The organism is Blautia faecicola (genome assembly GCF_004123145.1).
GTDB lineage: Bacteria > Bacillota > Clostridia > Lachnospirales > Lachnospiraceae > Oliverpabstia > Oliverpabstia faecicola.
This window is the reverse complement of the sequence record NZ_SDKC01000001.1, coordinates 2662415-2679640: the sequence shown is the minus strand read 5'-3', so window position 1 is coordinate 2679640 and position 17226 is coordinate 2662415. Positions and strand designations below refer to the sequence as shown.

Annotated in this window: 13 protein-coding genes; all 13 read left to right on the top strand. The window is 49.0% G+C overall.

What is annotated here, in order from left to right; genetic code table 11:
• Positions 1-174: 174 nt before the first annotated feature.
• Positions 175-1596 (top strand): stage II sporulation protein P, encoded by a 1422-nt coding sequence (locus ETP43_RS12020; protein ID WP_243114269.1) that lies wholly within the window; start codon positions 175-177, stop codon positions 1594-1596.
• Positions 1597-1678: 82 nt separating this feature from the next.
• The gene (lepA, locus tag ETP43_RS12015) at positions 1679-3493 is read left to right on the top strand and encodes a translation elongation factor 4 (protein WP_022399945.1); all 1815 of its coding nucleotides are present in this window, start codon (positions 1679-1681) and stop codon (positions 3491-3493) included.
• 5 nt (positions 3494-3498) lie between these two features.
• Entirely contained in the window at positions 3499-4818 is a 1320-nt protein-coding gene (locus ETP43_RS12010; protein ID WP_022399944.1) for a glycosyltransferase, read from the top strand.
• A 285-nt stretch (positions 4819-5103) separates the two neighbouring features.
• Positions 5104-6237, top strand: coding sequence for a radical SAM family heme chaperone HemW (gene hemW, locus ETP43_RS12005; protein WP_129258313.1), 1134 nt, complete (start codon positions 5104-5106; stop codon positions 6235-6237).
• Positions 6238-6389: 152 nt separating this feature from the next.
• Entirely contained in the window at positions 6390-9227 is a 2838-nt protein-coding gene (gene uvrA, locus ETP43_RS12000; RefSeq protein ID WP_129258310.1) for an excinuclease ABC subunit UvrA, read from the top strand.
• Between the two features lie 119 nt (positions 9228-9346).
• Entirely contained in the window at positions 9347-10336 is a 990-nt protein-coding gene (gene mreB, locus ETP43_RS11995) for a rod shape-determining protein (protein WP_129258308.1), read from the top strand.
• A 3-nt stretch (positions 10337-10339) separates the two neighbouring features.
• Positions 10340-12601, top strand: a complete 2262-nt coding sequence (recD2, locus tag ETP43_RS11990) for an SF1B family DNA helicase RecD2 (RefSeq protein ID WP_129258306.1) — start codon at positions 10340-10342, stop codon at positions 12599-12601.
• A complete protein-coding gene (locus ETP43_RS11985) occupies positions 12591-13304 on the top strand; it encodes a ComF family protein (RefSeq protein ID WP_022399119.1) in 714 nt (237 codons plus the stop codon). The genes recD2 and ETP43_RS11985 overlap by 11 nt, the downstream gene beginning before the upstream one ends.
• Positions 13305-13405: 101 nt before the next feature.
• Positions 13406-13801, top strand: a complete 396-nt coding sequence (locus ETP43_RS11980; protein WP_129258304.1) for a hypothetical protein — start codon at positions 13406-13408, stop codon at positions 13799-13801.
• A 16-nt stretch (positions 13802-13817) separates the two neighbouring features.
• Positions 13818-14783, top strand: coding sequence for a hypothetical protein (locus tag ETP43_RS11975; RefSeq protein WP_129258302.1), 966 nt, complete (start codon positions 13818-13820; stop codon positions 14781-14783).
• A 4-nt stretch (positions 14784-14787) separates the two neighbouring features.
• Positions 14788-15687, top strand: coding sequence for a diadenylate cyclase CdaA (cdaA, locus tag ETP43_RS11970; RefSeq protein WP_330546528.1), 900 nt, complete (start codon positions 14788-14790; stop codon positions 15685-15687).
• Positions 15665-16951 carry a CdaR family protein gene (locus ETP43_RS11965; RefSeq protein WP_129258300.1) on the top strand — a complete coding sequence of 429 codons (1287 nt, stop codon included), beginning with the start codon at positions 15665-15667 and terminating at the stop codon, positions 16949-16951. Before cdaA ends, ETP43_RS11965 begins: the two co-directional genes overlap by 23 nt.
• 11 nt (positions 16952-16962) lie before the next feature.
• Positions 16963-17226 (top strand): HPr family phosphocarrier protein, encoded by a 264-nt coding sequence (locus ETP43_RS11960; RefSeq protein WP_022399124.1) that lies wholly within the window; start codon positions 16963-16965, stop codon positions 17224-17226.

The window sequence follows — 17226 nt, the reverse complement described above, 5'->3', positions numbered from 1 at the left end:
GAGACGGGGAAACTCATATAATACAAGTATGTACTCCTGTGCAATCAGGTGCAAAAGTAAGAGTTGGAAAACTGCGGGAGGACAGAAAGTCAGACAGGAGGACAGGCCGTGAGGAAGCGCCTGTCCTTCTTGCATGTACGCGAACAAGGAGTCAGAAATATAAAAGAGGGAAAGATGAGAAGATCAGAACAGATTATAAAGGCAGTAGTATGGGGATTATGCGTCTGTCTGGGCGGGTATCTTGCGGCGCGGGGATATCTGTACCTGAGGCAGTCACCGGGAGAGCGTGCGCAGCAGATCCTCGGGGATGTCTGTATGGAGACGGAACGGGAAGCGTATCTGTGGTACATGCCGGGGATTTTTTATGAAGAGGGAAATACGACGCCGATGATAACAAAACTGTGGACGAAGATTGAAAACTGGTATCCGCTCGGCGCTTATCTGAAAGAACAGCAGGAGGAAGAATCCCATCCGGTGATCGAAGACGAGAGTACCTGTTATGAGATGATCCATGCCAACGGCAATACGATCGCTGACCGGCTGCTGGGAGAAAATCAGAGTGAGGCGGTAACACAGGAAAATGAAACGGCGAAGGGAAAGACGGAGAATGATCCGGGTACACAGCAGGAGAAAAAGAGCGGAACCGACGGGAACACAGAAACCCGGCAACAGGAGCAGAGCGGAGAGACAGACGGGCAAAAAGAGGAGACGGCGCAGGCAGAAGGTGAAACGACTGCAGGGCAGGAAAGTGACTCAGAGAATGCAGCTACAACCACCACGCCGCTTCCGGCATGGACGACAGCCGTGGAGGCAACGCCGAAGATGGATCTGTCCCTGGATCGTCTCAGTGATTTTCAGTATTTACTCAATAATTTCTTTGTGGTGGATCCGAACACCACCGTGGACGGTTCACAGATCAATGCCGGTACATTTTTAGGGGATTCCCTGGCACTGGAAGAGGACAGCAGTGTCCCGCAGATCCTCATTTACCATACCCACTCGCAGGAAGGATTTGCCGATTCCACTGAGGGGGATGAGGCAACGAGTGTGATCGGTGTGGGTGACTATCTTACGAGTATCCTGCAGGATGTCTACGGGTATCAGGTGATCCACCGAAAAGATGCCTTTGATCTGATGGAAGGACAGCTGGACCGGAGCAAGGCGTATAATTATGCCCTGCCGGTGATCGAACAGGTGCTTGCGGAAAATCCGACGATCCAGGTGGTCATCGACCTTCACAGAGACGGGGTGCCGGAGGGGAAACATCTGGTGACGGAGATCAACGGGAAACCGACGGCGCAGATCATGTATTTTAACGGACTGAGCAGAACCGTAAAAAACGGCAATCTGGATACCCTGCCAAACCCCTATATCGAGGATAATCTTTCTTTTTCCTTTCAGCTGTCCTATCAGGCGGCGCGGTATTATCCGCAGCTGACACGGTGCATTTATCTGAAAGGCTACCGATATAATCTTCATGTACGGCCGCGTTCGATCCTGCTGGAAGTGGGCGCGCAGACGAATACGGTGGAAGAGGCGATGAACGCGATGGAACCCTTCAGTGTGATTCTGGATAAAGTATTGAAGGGAGAGTAAAAACTATGTTATAATAAAAGGCAATGTAAAAAATTAAACAGTAACAATCACCTGAATATAAAAAGAAATCGGAGGTACAAAAGTGGCAGATTTTGATCAAAGTAAAATTCGTAATTTCTGTATTATCGCCCATATTGATCACGGAAAATCTACCCTGGCAGACCGGATCATCGAGATGACCGGTCTTCTGACAGAAAGAGAGATGCAGTCCCAGGTACTGGATAATATGGATCTGGAACGTGAGAGAGGAATTACCATCAAGGCACAGACCGTGCGAACCGTATATAAGGCAAAAGACGGGGAGGAATACATTTTCAACCTGATCGACACCCCCGGACATGTCGACTTTAACTATGAGGTTTCCAGAAGCCTTGCAGCGTGTGACGGCGCGATCCTTGTTGTGGATGCCGCACAGGGAATCGAAGCGCAGACCCTGGCAAATGTTTATCTGGCGCTCGATCATGACCTGGATGTTGTGCCGGTCATCAATAAGATCGACCTGCCAAGCGCAGAGCCGGAGCGTGTCATCAATGAGATCGAGGATGTGATCGGTATCGAGGCACAGGATGCCCCGCAGATTTCCGCAAAAACCGGATTGAACGTGGAAGAAGTTCTTGAACAGATCGTAGAAAAAGTTCCGGCACCGACCGGAGATCCGAATGCACCGTTACAGGCATTGATTTTCGATTCCGTGTACGATTCCTATAAAGGTGTTATCGTATTTTGCAGGATCAAAGAAGGAAAGATCAGCAAGGGAACGTCTGTCCGCATGATGGCGACCGGTGCGGTGGAAGATGTTGTGGAAGTCGGCTATTTCGGAGCCGGACAGTTTATTCCGTGTGAGGAGTTATCCGCCGGTATGGTAGGTTATTTCACCGCAAGTATTAAAAATGTCAAAGATACCCGTGTCGGTGATACCGTGACTGACAACAACAGACCGTGCAGTGAACCGCTGCCAGGTTATAAGAAAGTAAATCCGATGGTATACTGCGGTGTTTATCCGGCAGACGGAGCAAAATACGGGGATCTTCGTGATGCGCTGGAAAAATTGCAGTTAAATGATGCGTCTTTGCAGTATGAACCGGAGACATCGATCGCTCTTGGATTTGGTTTCCGCTGCGGATTCCTCGGACTGCTGCATCTGGAGATCATCCAGGAGCGTCTGGAGAGAGAATACAACCTGGATCTGGTAACAACCGCACCGGGTGTTATCTATAAAGTGCATAAGACAAACGGTGAAGTGATGGATCTGACGAATCCGTCCAATCTTCCGGATCCGTCCACGATCGAATATATGGAAGAGCCGATGGTAAAAGCCGAGATCATGGTGACAACAGAATTTATCGGACCGATTATGGATCTTTGCCAGGAGCGCCGAGGACAGTACCAGGGAATGGAATACATGGAGACTACCCGTGCCCTGCTGACCTATCATATGCCGTTGAACGAGATCATCTATGACTTCTTCGATGCACTGAAATCCCGTTCCAGAGGATATGCGTCCTTTGACTATGAGATGATCGGCTACGAGAGAAGCGAACTGGTGAAACTGGATATTCTGGTAAATAAAGAAGAAGTGGATGCCCTTTCCTTTATCGTATTTGAGGGATCCGCGTATGAGCGCGGAAGAAAGATGTGCGAGAAACTGAAAGAAGAGATCCCGAGACAGCTGTTTGAGATCCCAATCCAGGCAGCAGTAGGCGGAAAGATCATTGCCAGAGAGACCGTCCGTGCGATGAGAAAAGACGTTCTGGCAAAATGTTACGGTGGTGATATTTCCCGTAAGAAGAAACTTCTGGAAAAACAGAAGGAAGGAAAGAAACGAATGCGTCAGGTGGGAAATGTAGAGATTCCACAGAAAGCATTTATGAGTGTACTGAAGCTGGATGAGGATTAGGAGTTATGAAACCTGCAGTAAGTATTATCGTTCCGGTCTATAATGGAGAAAAGACACTGGAGCGGTGTGTGGACAGTGTATTGAAACAGGAATATGAAGATTTTGAACTGTTTCTGGTCAATGACGGCAGTACCGATAAAACAAGGGAAATCTGTGACCGGTATGCCGCTTCGGATGAGCGGGTGCTGGTGATCCACAAGGAAAATTCCGGAGTTTCGGAGAGCAGAAATATGGCGATCGCCCAGGCACACGGGGAATATCTGCAATTTCTCGACTGCGACGACTGGATCACGCCGGATGCGACCAAACTTCTGGTGCGGGCGGCGAGGGAAGAACAGGCAGATCTTGTGATCGCTGACTTTTATCGGGTGATCGGGGAGCGTCTGTCTCATAAAGGCGACATCGGAATCGACGGCGTGATGGATCAGGAAGCCTTTGTGGGCTGTATGATGGAGAAACCGGCGGATTTTTATTACGGTGTGCTCTGGAACAAGCTGTACCGGCGGGATATTATCCAGGAGCATCAGTTACAGATGAATCCGGAGATCAACTGGTGTGAGGATTTTATGTTTAATCTGGAATATATCCGTCATGCCAGAAGGTTCTATGCGCTGCACACGCCGATCTACTATTATGTGAAGACCAAAGGTTCTCTGGCGAGCCAGGGCATCAACCTGTCGAAGACGATCAAGATGAAGCTGACCGTATTTGCCTACTATAATGATTTTTATAAAAATGTTCTGGACGAAGAGGAATATGAGAAAAATCGCTTACAGGTCTATCGTTTTCTCATCGATGCGGCGGGGGATGGCATGGTAGCGCCGACGATCCTGCCCGGTTCACAGAAACTTGGGGAAGAACGAAGCAGCCTGTATCTGGAAGCCGTGGAGGGAGAGGGCGTTCTGATGGATGAATACCGGAGCCGGAAGCTTCTGGACCGGTATCTGGAGCCGGTGGCAAGCCAGTTTGATCTTACCTTTCCGGAGATACGGTTACTGTTGTATCTGAGTCATCTGAAACAGCCGGTCAGCAGAAGAGAGCTGAGCGATTATACGAATATGAGCAGGAGAAGTCTGGCGCTGTATCTGCAAAAACTGGCGGCACGGGGATATATCCGCATCCAGGAGAGCAGAGAAAAAAAGGCACAGGATCGCAGACTCACCTTCTGGATGCTGCCGGAAGCAGCGCAGGTGGAAGAAGCGCTTGCCAACGTACAGCGGGAGTATGACGAGACACGCTATCAGAATTTCAGCGAGGACGAACTGTTGCAGTATGCGTATCTGACAGAAAAAATCAAAAAGAATATGCAGAAGGTACTGCAATAACATGATACCAGGGTCAAAAGGTCGGAAATCTGACGCAAGCTTGCTTGCAGGAAGATTTCTGAACTTTTGACCCGCCAAAAAACATGAGTAAGTAGCCATTTTTCGAAGAAAAATGAGCGGATTGCGAATGTTTTTGTGGATTGTGAGAGTACGAAGTACAGAACAATCCGGTATCAAAGGGGGCAAAATATCTTTTGCCCCCAATATCATAACATGTGAGAAAATAATTGCCGGCAGAAGGAACGTTTCTGTCGGCAGTTTGGCGTTTTTAGAGGAGTATGAGCGATGAAAAAAGCACTGGAATTATATCTGCACATTCCGTTTTGTATCCGAAAATGTGAATATTGCGATTTTTTATCCGGACCTGCCGATGAGAGGAACAGGAGAACGTATCTGGATGCCCTGTTGCGGGAACTTGCGGCGGTGGGACCACAGGCGGAAGACTATGAGGTGACCTCCGTGTATATCGGTGGAGGTACGCCTTCGCTTCTTCCGGGAGAATGGATGGAGAAACTGATGGCGGGCGTCCGGGAAGGCTACTGTCTGGCGAAAGATGCGGAGATTTCGATGGAAGCCAATCCGGGAACGTTGACGAAAGAAAATCTTGCAGGCTATCGGAGGGCGGGGATCAACCGCCTGAGCCTGGGATGCCAGTCCACGGATGATGCGGAACTGAAACTACTGGGGCGGATCCATACCTGGGCGCAGTTTCAGGAGAGTTTCCGGATGGCGAGAGAGGCGGGATTTATCAATCTGAATGTGGATCTGATGTCTGGTCTGCCGGGTCAGCATCTGGCTTCCTGGGAGGAAAGTCTGGAAACCATTGCCCGGATGGAACCGGAGCATATTTCCGCGTACAGCCTGATCATCGAGGAGGGAACTCCGTTTGCTGAGAAAACACTCGAACTTCCCGATGAGGAGGAAGAACGGCAAATGTATGAGCGGACCGGGGAGATTTTACAGTCTTATGGATATCAGCAGTATGAAATTTCCAACTATGCAAAGCCGGGAAAAGAGTGTCAGCACAACCTGGGATACTGGACCAGAAGAGAATATCTGGGATTCGGTGTGGGAAGCGCGTCGCTCTTTCAGAACCAGCGGTTTACCAATCTGAGAGACCGGAGCGCGTACGCAGCCTTTGACGGAAAGGTGGAATCGATCCGGCGCGACCTGGAAACACTGACAGTGCGGGAGCAGATGGAAGAGACGATGATTCTTGGACTGCGGCTGATCCGCGGTGTATCGAGAAGTGAGTTTCAGAAAAACTTCGGAGTGTCTGTGGGAGAAATCTACGGACCGATGCTGGAAAAATACAGCAGGATGGGACTTTTGCAGATCAAAGGTGACCGGATCGCACTGACCCGGGCAGGAATCAGCGTCAGCAATCCGATCATGGCGGATTTTCTGCTGGATGAGTAAGAGTGTGAGACCAGAGTTAAAAGGTCGGGACAATTCGGTATCGAAAGTATCAAAATAAAAAACGGCGGATTGACAGCAGAGTGAAAATAGAGTAGAATCAAAAAAAAAGAACGTTTGTTCTGATATACACGAAAATAGAAGGAGAAAATGTAATGGCAGTGCGTAAGACTGGAAAACAATATATAAAGATTCGTGGAGCCAATGAAAATAACCTGAAAAATCTGGATGTGGATATTCCGAGAGATGAGTTTGTCGTTCTGACCGGGCTGTCCGGTTCGGGAAAGAGTTCCCTGGCTTTTGATACCATCTATGCGGAAGGGCAGCGGCGGTATATGGAAAGCCTCTCTTCCTATGCCCGCCAGTTCCTGGGACAGATGGAAAAGCCGAATGTGGAGAGCATTGAAGGACTGTCACCGGCGATCTCCATCGATCAGAAGTCCACGAACAGAAACCCGCGTTCTACCGTGGGAACCGTGACGGAGATTTACGATTATTTCCGTCTGTTGTATGCGAGAATCGGTATTCCGCACTGTCCGAAATGTGGAAAGGTCATCGCAAAACAGTCGGTGGACCAGATGGTGGATCAGATCATGGAACTGCCGGAGCGCACCAGGATCCAGCTTCTGGCACCGGTGGTGCGCGGAAGAAAAGGACGTCATGAAAAGGTGCTGGATCAGGCAAAACGAAGCGGTTATGTGCGTGTGCAGATCGATGGAAACATGTACGAACTGTCCGAGGAGATCAAACTGGATAAAAATATCAAACATACGATCGCGATCGTGGTAGACCGTCTGGCAGTAAAACCGGGGATTGAAAAGCGTCTGACCGATTCCATCGAGAGCGTGCTGGCTCTGGCGGACGGACTGCTGGTGGTGGATACGATGGATGGAAATTATCTGAATTTCAGCCAGAGTTTTTCCTGCCCGGACTGCGGAATCAGTATCGATGAGATCGAGCCGAGAAGTTTTTCTTTCAACAACCCGTTCGGTGCCTGCCCGGAGTGTCTGGGACTTGGCTATAAGATGGAATTTGATGAACGGCTGATGATTCCGGATCCGTCATTATCCATCGAGGAAGGGGCAATCGCAGTGCTCGGCTGGCAGTCCTGTGCTACGAAAGGAAGCTTTACCAGAGCCATTCTGGATGCCCTGTGCAAAGAATATCATTTTGATCTGTCGACACCGTTTCAGGACTATCCGAAGGAGATCCACGATATCCTGATCCACGGAACGAACGGTCATGAAGTAAAAGTATATTACAAAGGTCAGCGCGGAGAGGGCGTCTACGATGTTGCCTTTGAAGGGCTGATCAAAAATGTGGAGCGCAGATACCGGGAGACCGGTTCGGAAAGCAGCAAACAGGAATATGAGACCTTTATGCAGATCACACCGTGCCGTGCCTGCAAGGGACAGCGTCTGAAACCGGAAGCACTGGCGGTGACGGTCGGAGAGAAAAACATTTCTCAGATCACGGAAATGTCCATTGAGAATCTGAACCGGTTTATGAGAGAACTGGAACTTTCCAAAACACAGAAACTGATCGGCGAACAGGTGTTAAAAGAGATCCGTGCCCGTCTGGGCTTTCTGGTGGATGTGGGACTGGACTATCTGACACTGGCGCGTGCAACGGGAACCCTTTCCGGCGGAGAGGCACAGCGAATTCGTCTTGCCACACAGATCGGTTCCGGACTGGTGGGCGTTGCCTATATCCTGGATGAGCCGAGCATCGGACTGCACCAGAGAGATAATGACAAGCTGTTAAAGACCTTATGTCATCTGCGGGATCTCGGAAACACGCTGATCGTGGTGGAACATGATGAGGATACGATGCGGGCAGCGGACTGTATCGTGGATATCGGACCGGGAGCCGGGGAACACGGTGGACAACTGGTGGGAATCGGTACGGCGGAAGAGCTGATGAAGAATGAAAATTCCATCACAGGTGCTTATCTGAGCGGTAAGATCAAGATTCCGGTGCCGGCCGAGCGCAAAAAGCCGACCGGATGGCTGACGGTAAAAGGAGCAAAACAGAACAATCTGAAAAACATCGATGTGAAGTTTCCGCTGGGTGTCTTTACCTGTGTGACCGGTGTGTCCGGTTCGGGAAAAAGCTCGCTGGTCAACGAGATCCTGTATAAGAGCCTGGCAAAGAAGCTGAACCGTGCGCGGACGATTCCGGGAGAACACAAAGAGATTCTCGGCATGGAACAGCTGGATAAAGTCATTAATATCGACCAGTCACCGATCGGAAGAACGCCGCGGTCGAATCCGGCTACCTATACCGGTGTCTTTGACCAGATCCGTGACCTGTTTGCGGCAACTGCGGATGCGAAAGCCAGAGGCTATAAAAAGGGAAGATTCAGCTTTAATGTAAAAGGCGGACGGTGTGAGGCGTGCAGCGGTGATGGTATCATCAAGATCGAGATGCACTTTTTACCGGATGTTTATGTTCCGTGTGAAGTCTGCCAAGGAAAACGCTATAACCGGGAAACACTGGAAGTGAAATATAAAGGAAAAAGCATCTATGATGTGCTCGATATGACGGTGGAAGAAGCGGTGAAGTTCTTTGAAAATGTTCCGTCCATCCGAAGAAAAATCGAGACACTTTACGATGTGGGACTTTCCTACATCCGTCTGGGACAGCCTTCCACGACGCTCTCCGGCGGGGAAGCGCAGCGTGTGAAACTGGCTACGGAGTTGTCGAGAAGAAGCACAGGAAAGACGATCTACATTCTGGATGAACCGACGACCGGTCTGCATTTTGCGGATGTACACAAGCTGATCGAGATCTTACAGCGCCTGTCGGAAGGCGGAAACACGGTGGTTGTCATCGAACACAATCTGGATGTGATCAAAACCGCAGATTATATTATCGATATCGGACCGGAGGGCGGCGACCGGGGCGGTACGGTGATCGCGAAGGGAACACCGGAAGAAATCGCAAAAAGCCCGATCTCGTATACCGGAAAGTATGTCGAAAAATACCTCTAAAAAAAACTTTTCATTTCATCTGGAATTGATTATAATAAACTGAAAGCCTGTCACAGGATGAAGAAGTACAGAAGCTTCACCGGAAAAAGGACAGGCAGTGAACAGGAAAGGGGATTATTATGGCATCAGCAGATATCGGAATCGATCTGGGTACTTCCAGTATTCTGGTCTATACAAAAGGAAAAGGAATCGTGTTAAAAGAGCCTTCCGTAGTAGCGTATGATAAAGATGCAGACAAGGTGAAAGCCATCGGGGAGGAAGCCCGTCAGATGATCGGAAGAACACCGGGCAACATTATGGCGATCCGTCCGCTGCGGCAGGGAGTAATCTCGGATTATACGATTACAGAAAAGATGCTGAAGCATTTTATACAGAAAGCCATGGGGAGAAAGGCCTTTCGCAAGCCGCGCATCAGTATCTGCGTGCCAAGCGGCGTGACAGAAGTAGAGCGCAAGGCGGTGGAAGAAGCCACATATCAGGCGGGAGCGAGAGAGGTTTACATCATTGAAGAACCGATTGCAGCAGCCATCGGTGCGGGTATCGATATCACGAAGCCATTCGGCAACATGGTTGTCGATATCGGAGGAGGAACCACGGATATCGCGGTGATCTCTCTCGGTGGCGTGGTCGTTTCCTCCTCAATCAAAGTGGCGGGAAACGATTTTGACGAAGCGATCATCCGTCATGTACGGAAAGCACATAACCTGTTTATCGGAGAACAGACCGCAGAAGCGGTGAAGATGAAGATCGGAACGGTATGCAAACGGCCGCAGGCAGAGACGATGGAAGTGAAGGGAAGAAATGTGATCACAGGTCTTCCAAAAACGGTCACCGTTACTTCAGAAGAAGTACGGGAGGCACTGCAGGAATGTACGACGAAGATCGTCGAGGCAGTCCACAGTGTACTTGAGAAGACACCGCCGGAACTGGCAGCGGATATTGTAGACCGGGGAATCGTTCTGACGGGAGGAGGCTCTCTTCTGGATGGATTTGAAGAAGTCATCAGCCAGAGAACAGGAATCAACACCATGACAGCGGAGAACCCGGCATGCGTCGTAGCAGAAGGCACCGGACGGTATGCTGAAGTGATGGAAGAGTTAGGAAAATAAAGCATGTCACAGGATACAGTCGAAGGATATGTCGATCATATCATATTTCGAAACGAAGATAACGGATACACAGTGCTGAATCTGATCGTGAAGGGATCAGAACTGACCTGTGTGGGAACATTTGAATATGTGGGCGAGGGAGAACTTCTGGAACTGCACGGCTCTTATGTGGAACATGCCACATACGGGCAGCAGTTTAAGATGGAGTCCTATGAGACGAAACTTCCGGAAGATTCGATCGCCATGGAACGGTATCTCGGCTCCGGCGCCATCAAAGGCGTGGGAGCCGCTTTGGCTGCAAGGATCGTCCGGAAGTTCAAGGATGATACCCTGCGGATCATCGATGAGGAACCAGAGCGGCTTGCAGAGGTAAAGGGAATCAGTGAGAAGAAAGCCAGAGAGATCGCGGAGCAGGTAGCAGAAAAATCGGAGATGCGAAGTGCGATGATGTTCTTGCAGCAATATGGAATCTCGGTCAATCTGGGAGTGAAAATCTATGGAAAATACGGTTCCCGTGTCTATACGGTATTAAAAGAAAATCCGTATCAGCTGGCGGAAGATATCCAGGGGATCGGTTTTCGGATCGCAGATGAGATCGCCGGAAGAATTGGAATCCATACAGACTCCGATTACCGGATCCGGAGCGGTCTGTTTTATACCCTGACACTGGCAGCACAGGACGGGCATGTCTATCTGCCGGAGCGGGTGCTGCTTGCAAAAGCATCGGAACTTCTCGGTGTGGAGCCGCAGCACATGGAAAAACATGTCATGGATCTGGCAATCGAGCGTAAAGTGGTAGTAAAAGAGATTCCGGTGGAAGGTGCATTTGACGAAAACGGGGAGCCGGTGATGGAAAAAATCATCTACGGAAGCCAGTATTATTACCTGGAACTGGATACGGCGCGCCGTCTGTGCGAGCTGAATATTCAGTCGGAAGAGAAGGAAGAAACGATCCGCAAACGCCTGGCAAATATCGAAAAAAGAAATGAGCTGGAGCTGGATGAACTGCAACGGGAAGCGGTGGTGGAGGCGGTAAAAAACGGTCTTCTGATCATCACCGGAGGTCCCGGTACCGGAAAAACCACGACGATCAATGCGATTATTCAATACTTTGAACTGGAAGGCATGGATATTTTCCTTGCGGCACCTACAGGAAGAGCGGCAAAACGAATGACGGAGGCGACCGGCTATCAGGCTTCCACGATCCACCGGCTGCTTGAGCTGTCCGGGATGATGGATGACTCGTCCGCAGCGGTACATTTTGAACGGAACGAGGACAATCCGCTGGAGGCGGATGTGATCATTATCGATGAGATGTCGATGGTGGATATTTCGCTGATGCATGCCCTGCTTCGTGCCGTACAGGTGGGAACACGACTGATCCTGGTAGGGGATGTCAACCAGCTGCCGAGTGTGGGACCGGGAAGAGTCTTAAAAGATGTGATCGATTCCCAGTGCTTTCGGGTGGTGAAACTGAATAAGATCTTCCGGCAGGCGACAGAAAGTGATATTGTCATGAATGCCCATAAGATCAACCGGGGAGAACCGGTAAAGATTGATAACAAAAGCAAAGATTTCTTCTTTTTGAAGCGGTACGATGCCGATGTGATCGTGGCTGGTATCGTTTATCTGGTGCAGAAGAAACTGCCGCCGTATGTGAAGGCAAAACCACTGGATATCCAGGTACTCACACCGATGCGGAAAGGTCTGCTCGGTGTGGAACGGTTAAATGAAGTGTTACAGAAATATCTGAATCCGCCGGATGCGAAGAAGAAAGAAAAAGAAACCGGAAAAGGACTGTTTCGCGAGGGCGATAAAGTCATGCAGATCCGGAATAATTATCAGCTGGAGTGGGAGATCCGCGGCAAATACGGGATCGCTGTGGAAAAAGGAGTCGGTGTTTTCAACGGCGATATGGGTATCGTAGAAGAAATCAATACGTTTGCGGAGACTCTGACGGTTGTTTTCGAGGAAAACCGGTATGTGGAATACTCCTTTAAACAACTGGATGAACTGGAACTTGCTTATGCAGTCACGATACATAAATCACAGGGAAGCGAATACCCGGCGGTGATCCTGCCTCTTCTCGGAGGACCGAGGATGCTGATGAGCCGGAATCTTCTGTATACAGCTGTCACCAGAGCACGTACCTGCGTGACGATCCTTGGAAGTGAAGTGACGTTTGAAGAGATGATCCGAAACAAACAGGAAAAGGAACGGTATACCAGCCTGTGCCAGCGGATCGAGGAAATGAATGAACAGTAAGAAAATATTGGACTGGCTGTATCCGAGGCGGTGCGCATTCTGCGATGAGGTGCTGGACGGCACAGAAAAGTATCTGTGTCACAGCTGCCAGCGCAGCATGCCGAAACCGATCGGAGAGCCGAACTGTAAAAAATGCGGGAAACCGTTGCTTCACACAGAACAGGAATACTGTTACGACTGCAGCAGACAGGAGCCTGCATTTACCAGGGCGAAGGGGCTGTTTCTCTATGAAGACCCCTTAAAAGAGTCCCTGATGGGGTTAAAATTCAGAGAGCGGAAAGAATACGGTGTCTTTCTTGGGAGACTGATGGTGCTGTACGGAGCAGAATTTATCCGACAGGTGCATCCACAGGTGATCTTTCCGGTTCCTATTCACAGAAAAAAGAAAAGCGTGCGGGGCTATAACCAGGCAGAAGTTCTTGCACGGGAAATCAGCAGAGGGTTTTCCATACCCCTTCGTACCGATCTGGTACTGCGAAAAAAATCCACAAAAGCACAGAAAGAATTGAGCAGAAAAGAGCGAAAAAAGAACATGGAGCAGGCATTTGTCGTGAAAAAAGAGGCAGGTGTGTACCGGGATGTTCTTCTTGTCGATGACATTTACACCACGGGAAGCACGGCGAATGCGATCGCCGGAAAACTGCGGGCTGTCGGGGTGAAAAATGTCTATGTTCTGACGATTTGTATCGGCAAAGGAATTTAAAAAGTCCCTTTTAATGAAAGGAAAGATATGGTAGAATAAACTATGTATGAGTTTGTCAGAAAACAAGGGCAGAGAAGTAGTTGAAACGGTCAGGTGAGAGTATGCTGAATGAAAAAAGGATTCGTCTGATGACGAAACTAGCGAGGTACGAAAGCGGAGAAGGAAAAGAAGAACTGCGGATTGCCCGGTATTATCGCAGTGATTATATCGGTCTGGCAATGTTTCGCAATTTTTTCCTGGCAAGCCTTGCTTATCTGGTGATTCTGCTGTTGGCGGGTGCCTATTTTGCAGAATTTCTTGCAGAGAGCCTGCATACGCTGAATATCGCGTGGATCGGTATCCTGATTGTCGTCGAATATCTGGTGACGATCGGTGTGTATTCGGCGGTCACCTATACGATACATTCGATCCGGTATGGACGGGCAAAAAAGGGAGTTGCCGCCTATGAGCGAAAACTCGGGGAACTGGAAGCACTGTACGAAGAGGAAGAAAGATAAACGGGAGGACAGCAGGATGGAAAATGCTTTGCTGGAATTGAAAGAAAAAATGAAACTGGTCTATGCCGGTTATGGCAGTTATCTGGTGGTGCTGTTTAAGTTCCTTCTGGCATTGGTTGTATTCGAAGAAATCAACGGGATCCTTCCGTATGTGGAGGTACTGGATCAGCTGTTTGTGGTGCTGCTTGCAGCACTGATCTGTTCGATCATGCCATGGAATCTGATGGTATTTTGCGGGATGGGACTGATCGTCGGACAGTGTTACGGTGTTGGCATAGAGGTGGCAGGATTTGCGCTGGCTCTGATGGTGATCATGGTCATTTTATATCTGCGTTTTACACCGCAGGATGCACTGGTGATGCTTCTGACACCGGTGGCATTTGCGTTCGGTGTCCCGTGTCTGATCCCGATTGGTTATGGACTGACGAAAGCGCCGTCATCTGCGATCAGCGCAAGTTTTGGCGTGATCCTGTATTACTTTATGGAACTGGTTTCCGGGAATGCTTCGGCGATGATCGGAGCGGACAAGGAAGGGAAGATACAGAATCTGAAATTTCTTGCAGACGGGCTGATGCAGAATCAGGAGATGATGATTACCATCATCGCGTTTGTCACGGTTCTGGTGATTGTTCATGTGGTGCGGAGACTGGAAGTGGAATATGCATGGAATATTGCCATCCTCGTAGGAGGTATGGTATACATGCTTGTTATGGCTGCCGGAGGGATTTTCCTTGAAGCACCGATTCCGGCGATACCGCTGGTGGCAGGAACGATTGTCAGTGTGATCGTCGGAGAAATTCTGGAGTTCTTCCTCTTTCATGTGGATTATAAGAGGACAGAACGGCTGCAGTTCGAAGATGATGAATATTATTATTATGTAAAAGCAGTACCTAAAATAACAGGTGCGAAAAAGAGCAGGGAATACAAAATGGAAGAAACGCCGGTGTATCCCGATGTTATAAGAGAACAGGAAGGGGAGTGAATCAGTGGGAAATGTGATGGAATTTATCAAATACCATCTGCGAATGACAAAATTTTCGCTGCCGTCTTCCATCAGAGTCATAGATATCGTACAGATTCTGCTGATTGCGATCTTTGTATATTATCTGATGGTATGGATCAAGAATACCAGGGCGTATACCTTGTTAAAAGGTGTCATGTTTGTCAGTATTTTTCTAATTATTGCAGCAATTCTGCGGATGGATACGATCCTGTGGATCTGTCAGCAGCTGAGTGTGGTTGCAATCACCGGTGTGCTGATCATCTTTCAGCCGGAACTTCGCCGTGCGCTGGAACAGCTGGGAGAAAAAAAGATGTTTTCCAATCTGATTTCGTTTGACAATGGAAAACAGGTGGATGAGCGTATCACAGACCGGACGATCGGGGAACTGATCCATGCAGCATATGCGATGGGAGAAGTAAAGACGGGTGCGCTGATCGTTGTGGAACAGAACATTATTCTGCAGGAGTATGAAAAGACGGGAATTGCAATGGATTCTCTGATCAGCAGTCAGCTGCTGATCAATATCTTTGAACATAATACACCGCTTCATGATGGCGCTGTTATCGTAAGAAATAACAGGATCGTATCAGCAACCTGTTATCTGCCGCTGTCAGACAATCTGGAACTGAACAAGAGCCTGGGAACCCGTCACCGTGCCGGTGTGGGAATCAGCGAAGTCAGTGATGCACTGACGATCATCGTTTCGGAGGAGACCGGAAAAGTTTCTTATACTTACGGTGGCAAGATTGTGATCGGTGTGACACCGGGTGCACTCAGAGAGCGGCTGAACAGTATGAAGACACGCAAAGACCACAAAGAGACGACGGGTCTTGCAAGAATATGGAAAGGACGGGCAAAGCATGAAGAAAAAACTGGCGAATAATCTCAGCCTGAAGGTCATTTCCGTATTGATTGCCTGTGTGATCTGGATTCTTGTTTCCGGGACGGTTGATCCGGTACGCACCAATGTACGGTATTCCGGTGTAAAAGTAGAAGTGAAAAATGACGGATATATCCTGGATGCGGGAAAATCGTATCAGATTGCAGACGAATACCAGACCGTAACGGTGTATGTGACCGGGAAAAAATCGGTGGTGGAAGGAAGAACGGATATTGCCGTGGAAGCAGATCTGACACAGATCGTCAACATGGACACGAATCCGGCATATGTACCGGTTACGCTGAAGTCTGTCAGCGGAATTTCGGAAGAAGATGTGACCATCATTCCGAAGACGATCCCGGTAACGATTGAAGATACTGCGACGAAGGAATTTCTGGTAACCGGTATGTCCACAGGAACACCGGGAAGCGGTTATGTGGTAGGCGAATGTACAACAGATCCGGAAAAGATTCAGATTCAGGGACCGGAATCTGTGGTAAATAAGATTAAGAGTGTGGTGGCTACTGTGTCGGCGGACGGTATGACGATGGATGCCACGAAGAAAGCAAAGATCACCCTGATCGATCAGAATGGGGAACCGATGTCGGAGGAATACCTGCAATTTTTCAATATCAGCGATGACCATTATGTGAATGTGCTGATGAAGCTGTGGCGGGTACAGGATGATGTAAAGATCAAGGCAAATTACAGCGGAACACCGGCAAAGGGATATCAGGTGGATAAGATCACCACAACGCCGGAGACGATTTCCATCGCCGGAAGTGAAGCGGCGTTAAAGAAACTGGAGGATAATGGAAATACGCTGGAGATCCCTGGCGAGCTGATCAATGTAGACGGTATCAATTCGGATCTGGAGGCAAATGTAAAACTCAGTGCACTGATTTCGGAAGAAGATGAACTGAAGATTCCGGAAGAAGTGGGACAGTCTGTGGCTGTAAAAGTCAGCATTCTGCCATACGGAAGCAGGGAATATAATCTGAAAACAGATGCGATCCAGATACAGGGGCTGGCTTCTGACCTGAGGGCAAGTTATAACAAAGATGAGATCTCGATCCGTGTCAAAGGAACGGAAGCGAATCTGGATGCCCTGAAAACAGGAGATATCAAAGCCGTGATCGACCTGACAGGAAAAACAGCCGGAGAATATACGATTCCGGTTACGATTACGCTGCCGGATGGCTATGAACAGGTAGAAGAAGTGCAGGCTACCGTACAGCTGAACCAGGCAGATAAAACAAGCGAGTAGAGGAATTAGAAATGGTTAGTAAAAAAGTTACAATAAAGAATCCTACCGGACTGCATCTGCGTCCTGCAGGAGAATTATGCAAGACAGCAATCCAGTTCAAATCGAAGGTCACCTTTGCTTTTGACGGCGGTACTTCTAATGCAAAGAGTGTGCTGAGCGTACTTGGTGCCTGCGTGAAAAGCGGGGATGAGATCGAACTGATCTGCGAGGGTGAGGACGAAGAAGAAGCACTGAAAAAAATGGTGGAAGCCATAGAAGCAGGACTGGGCGAATAG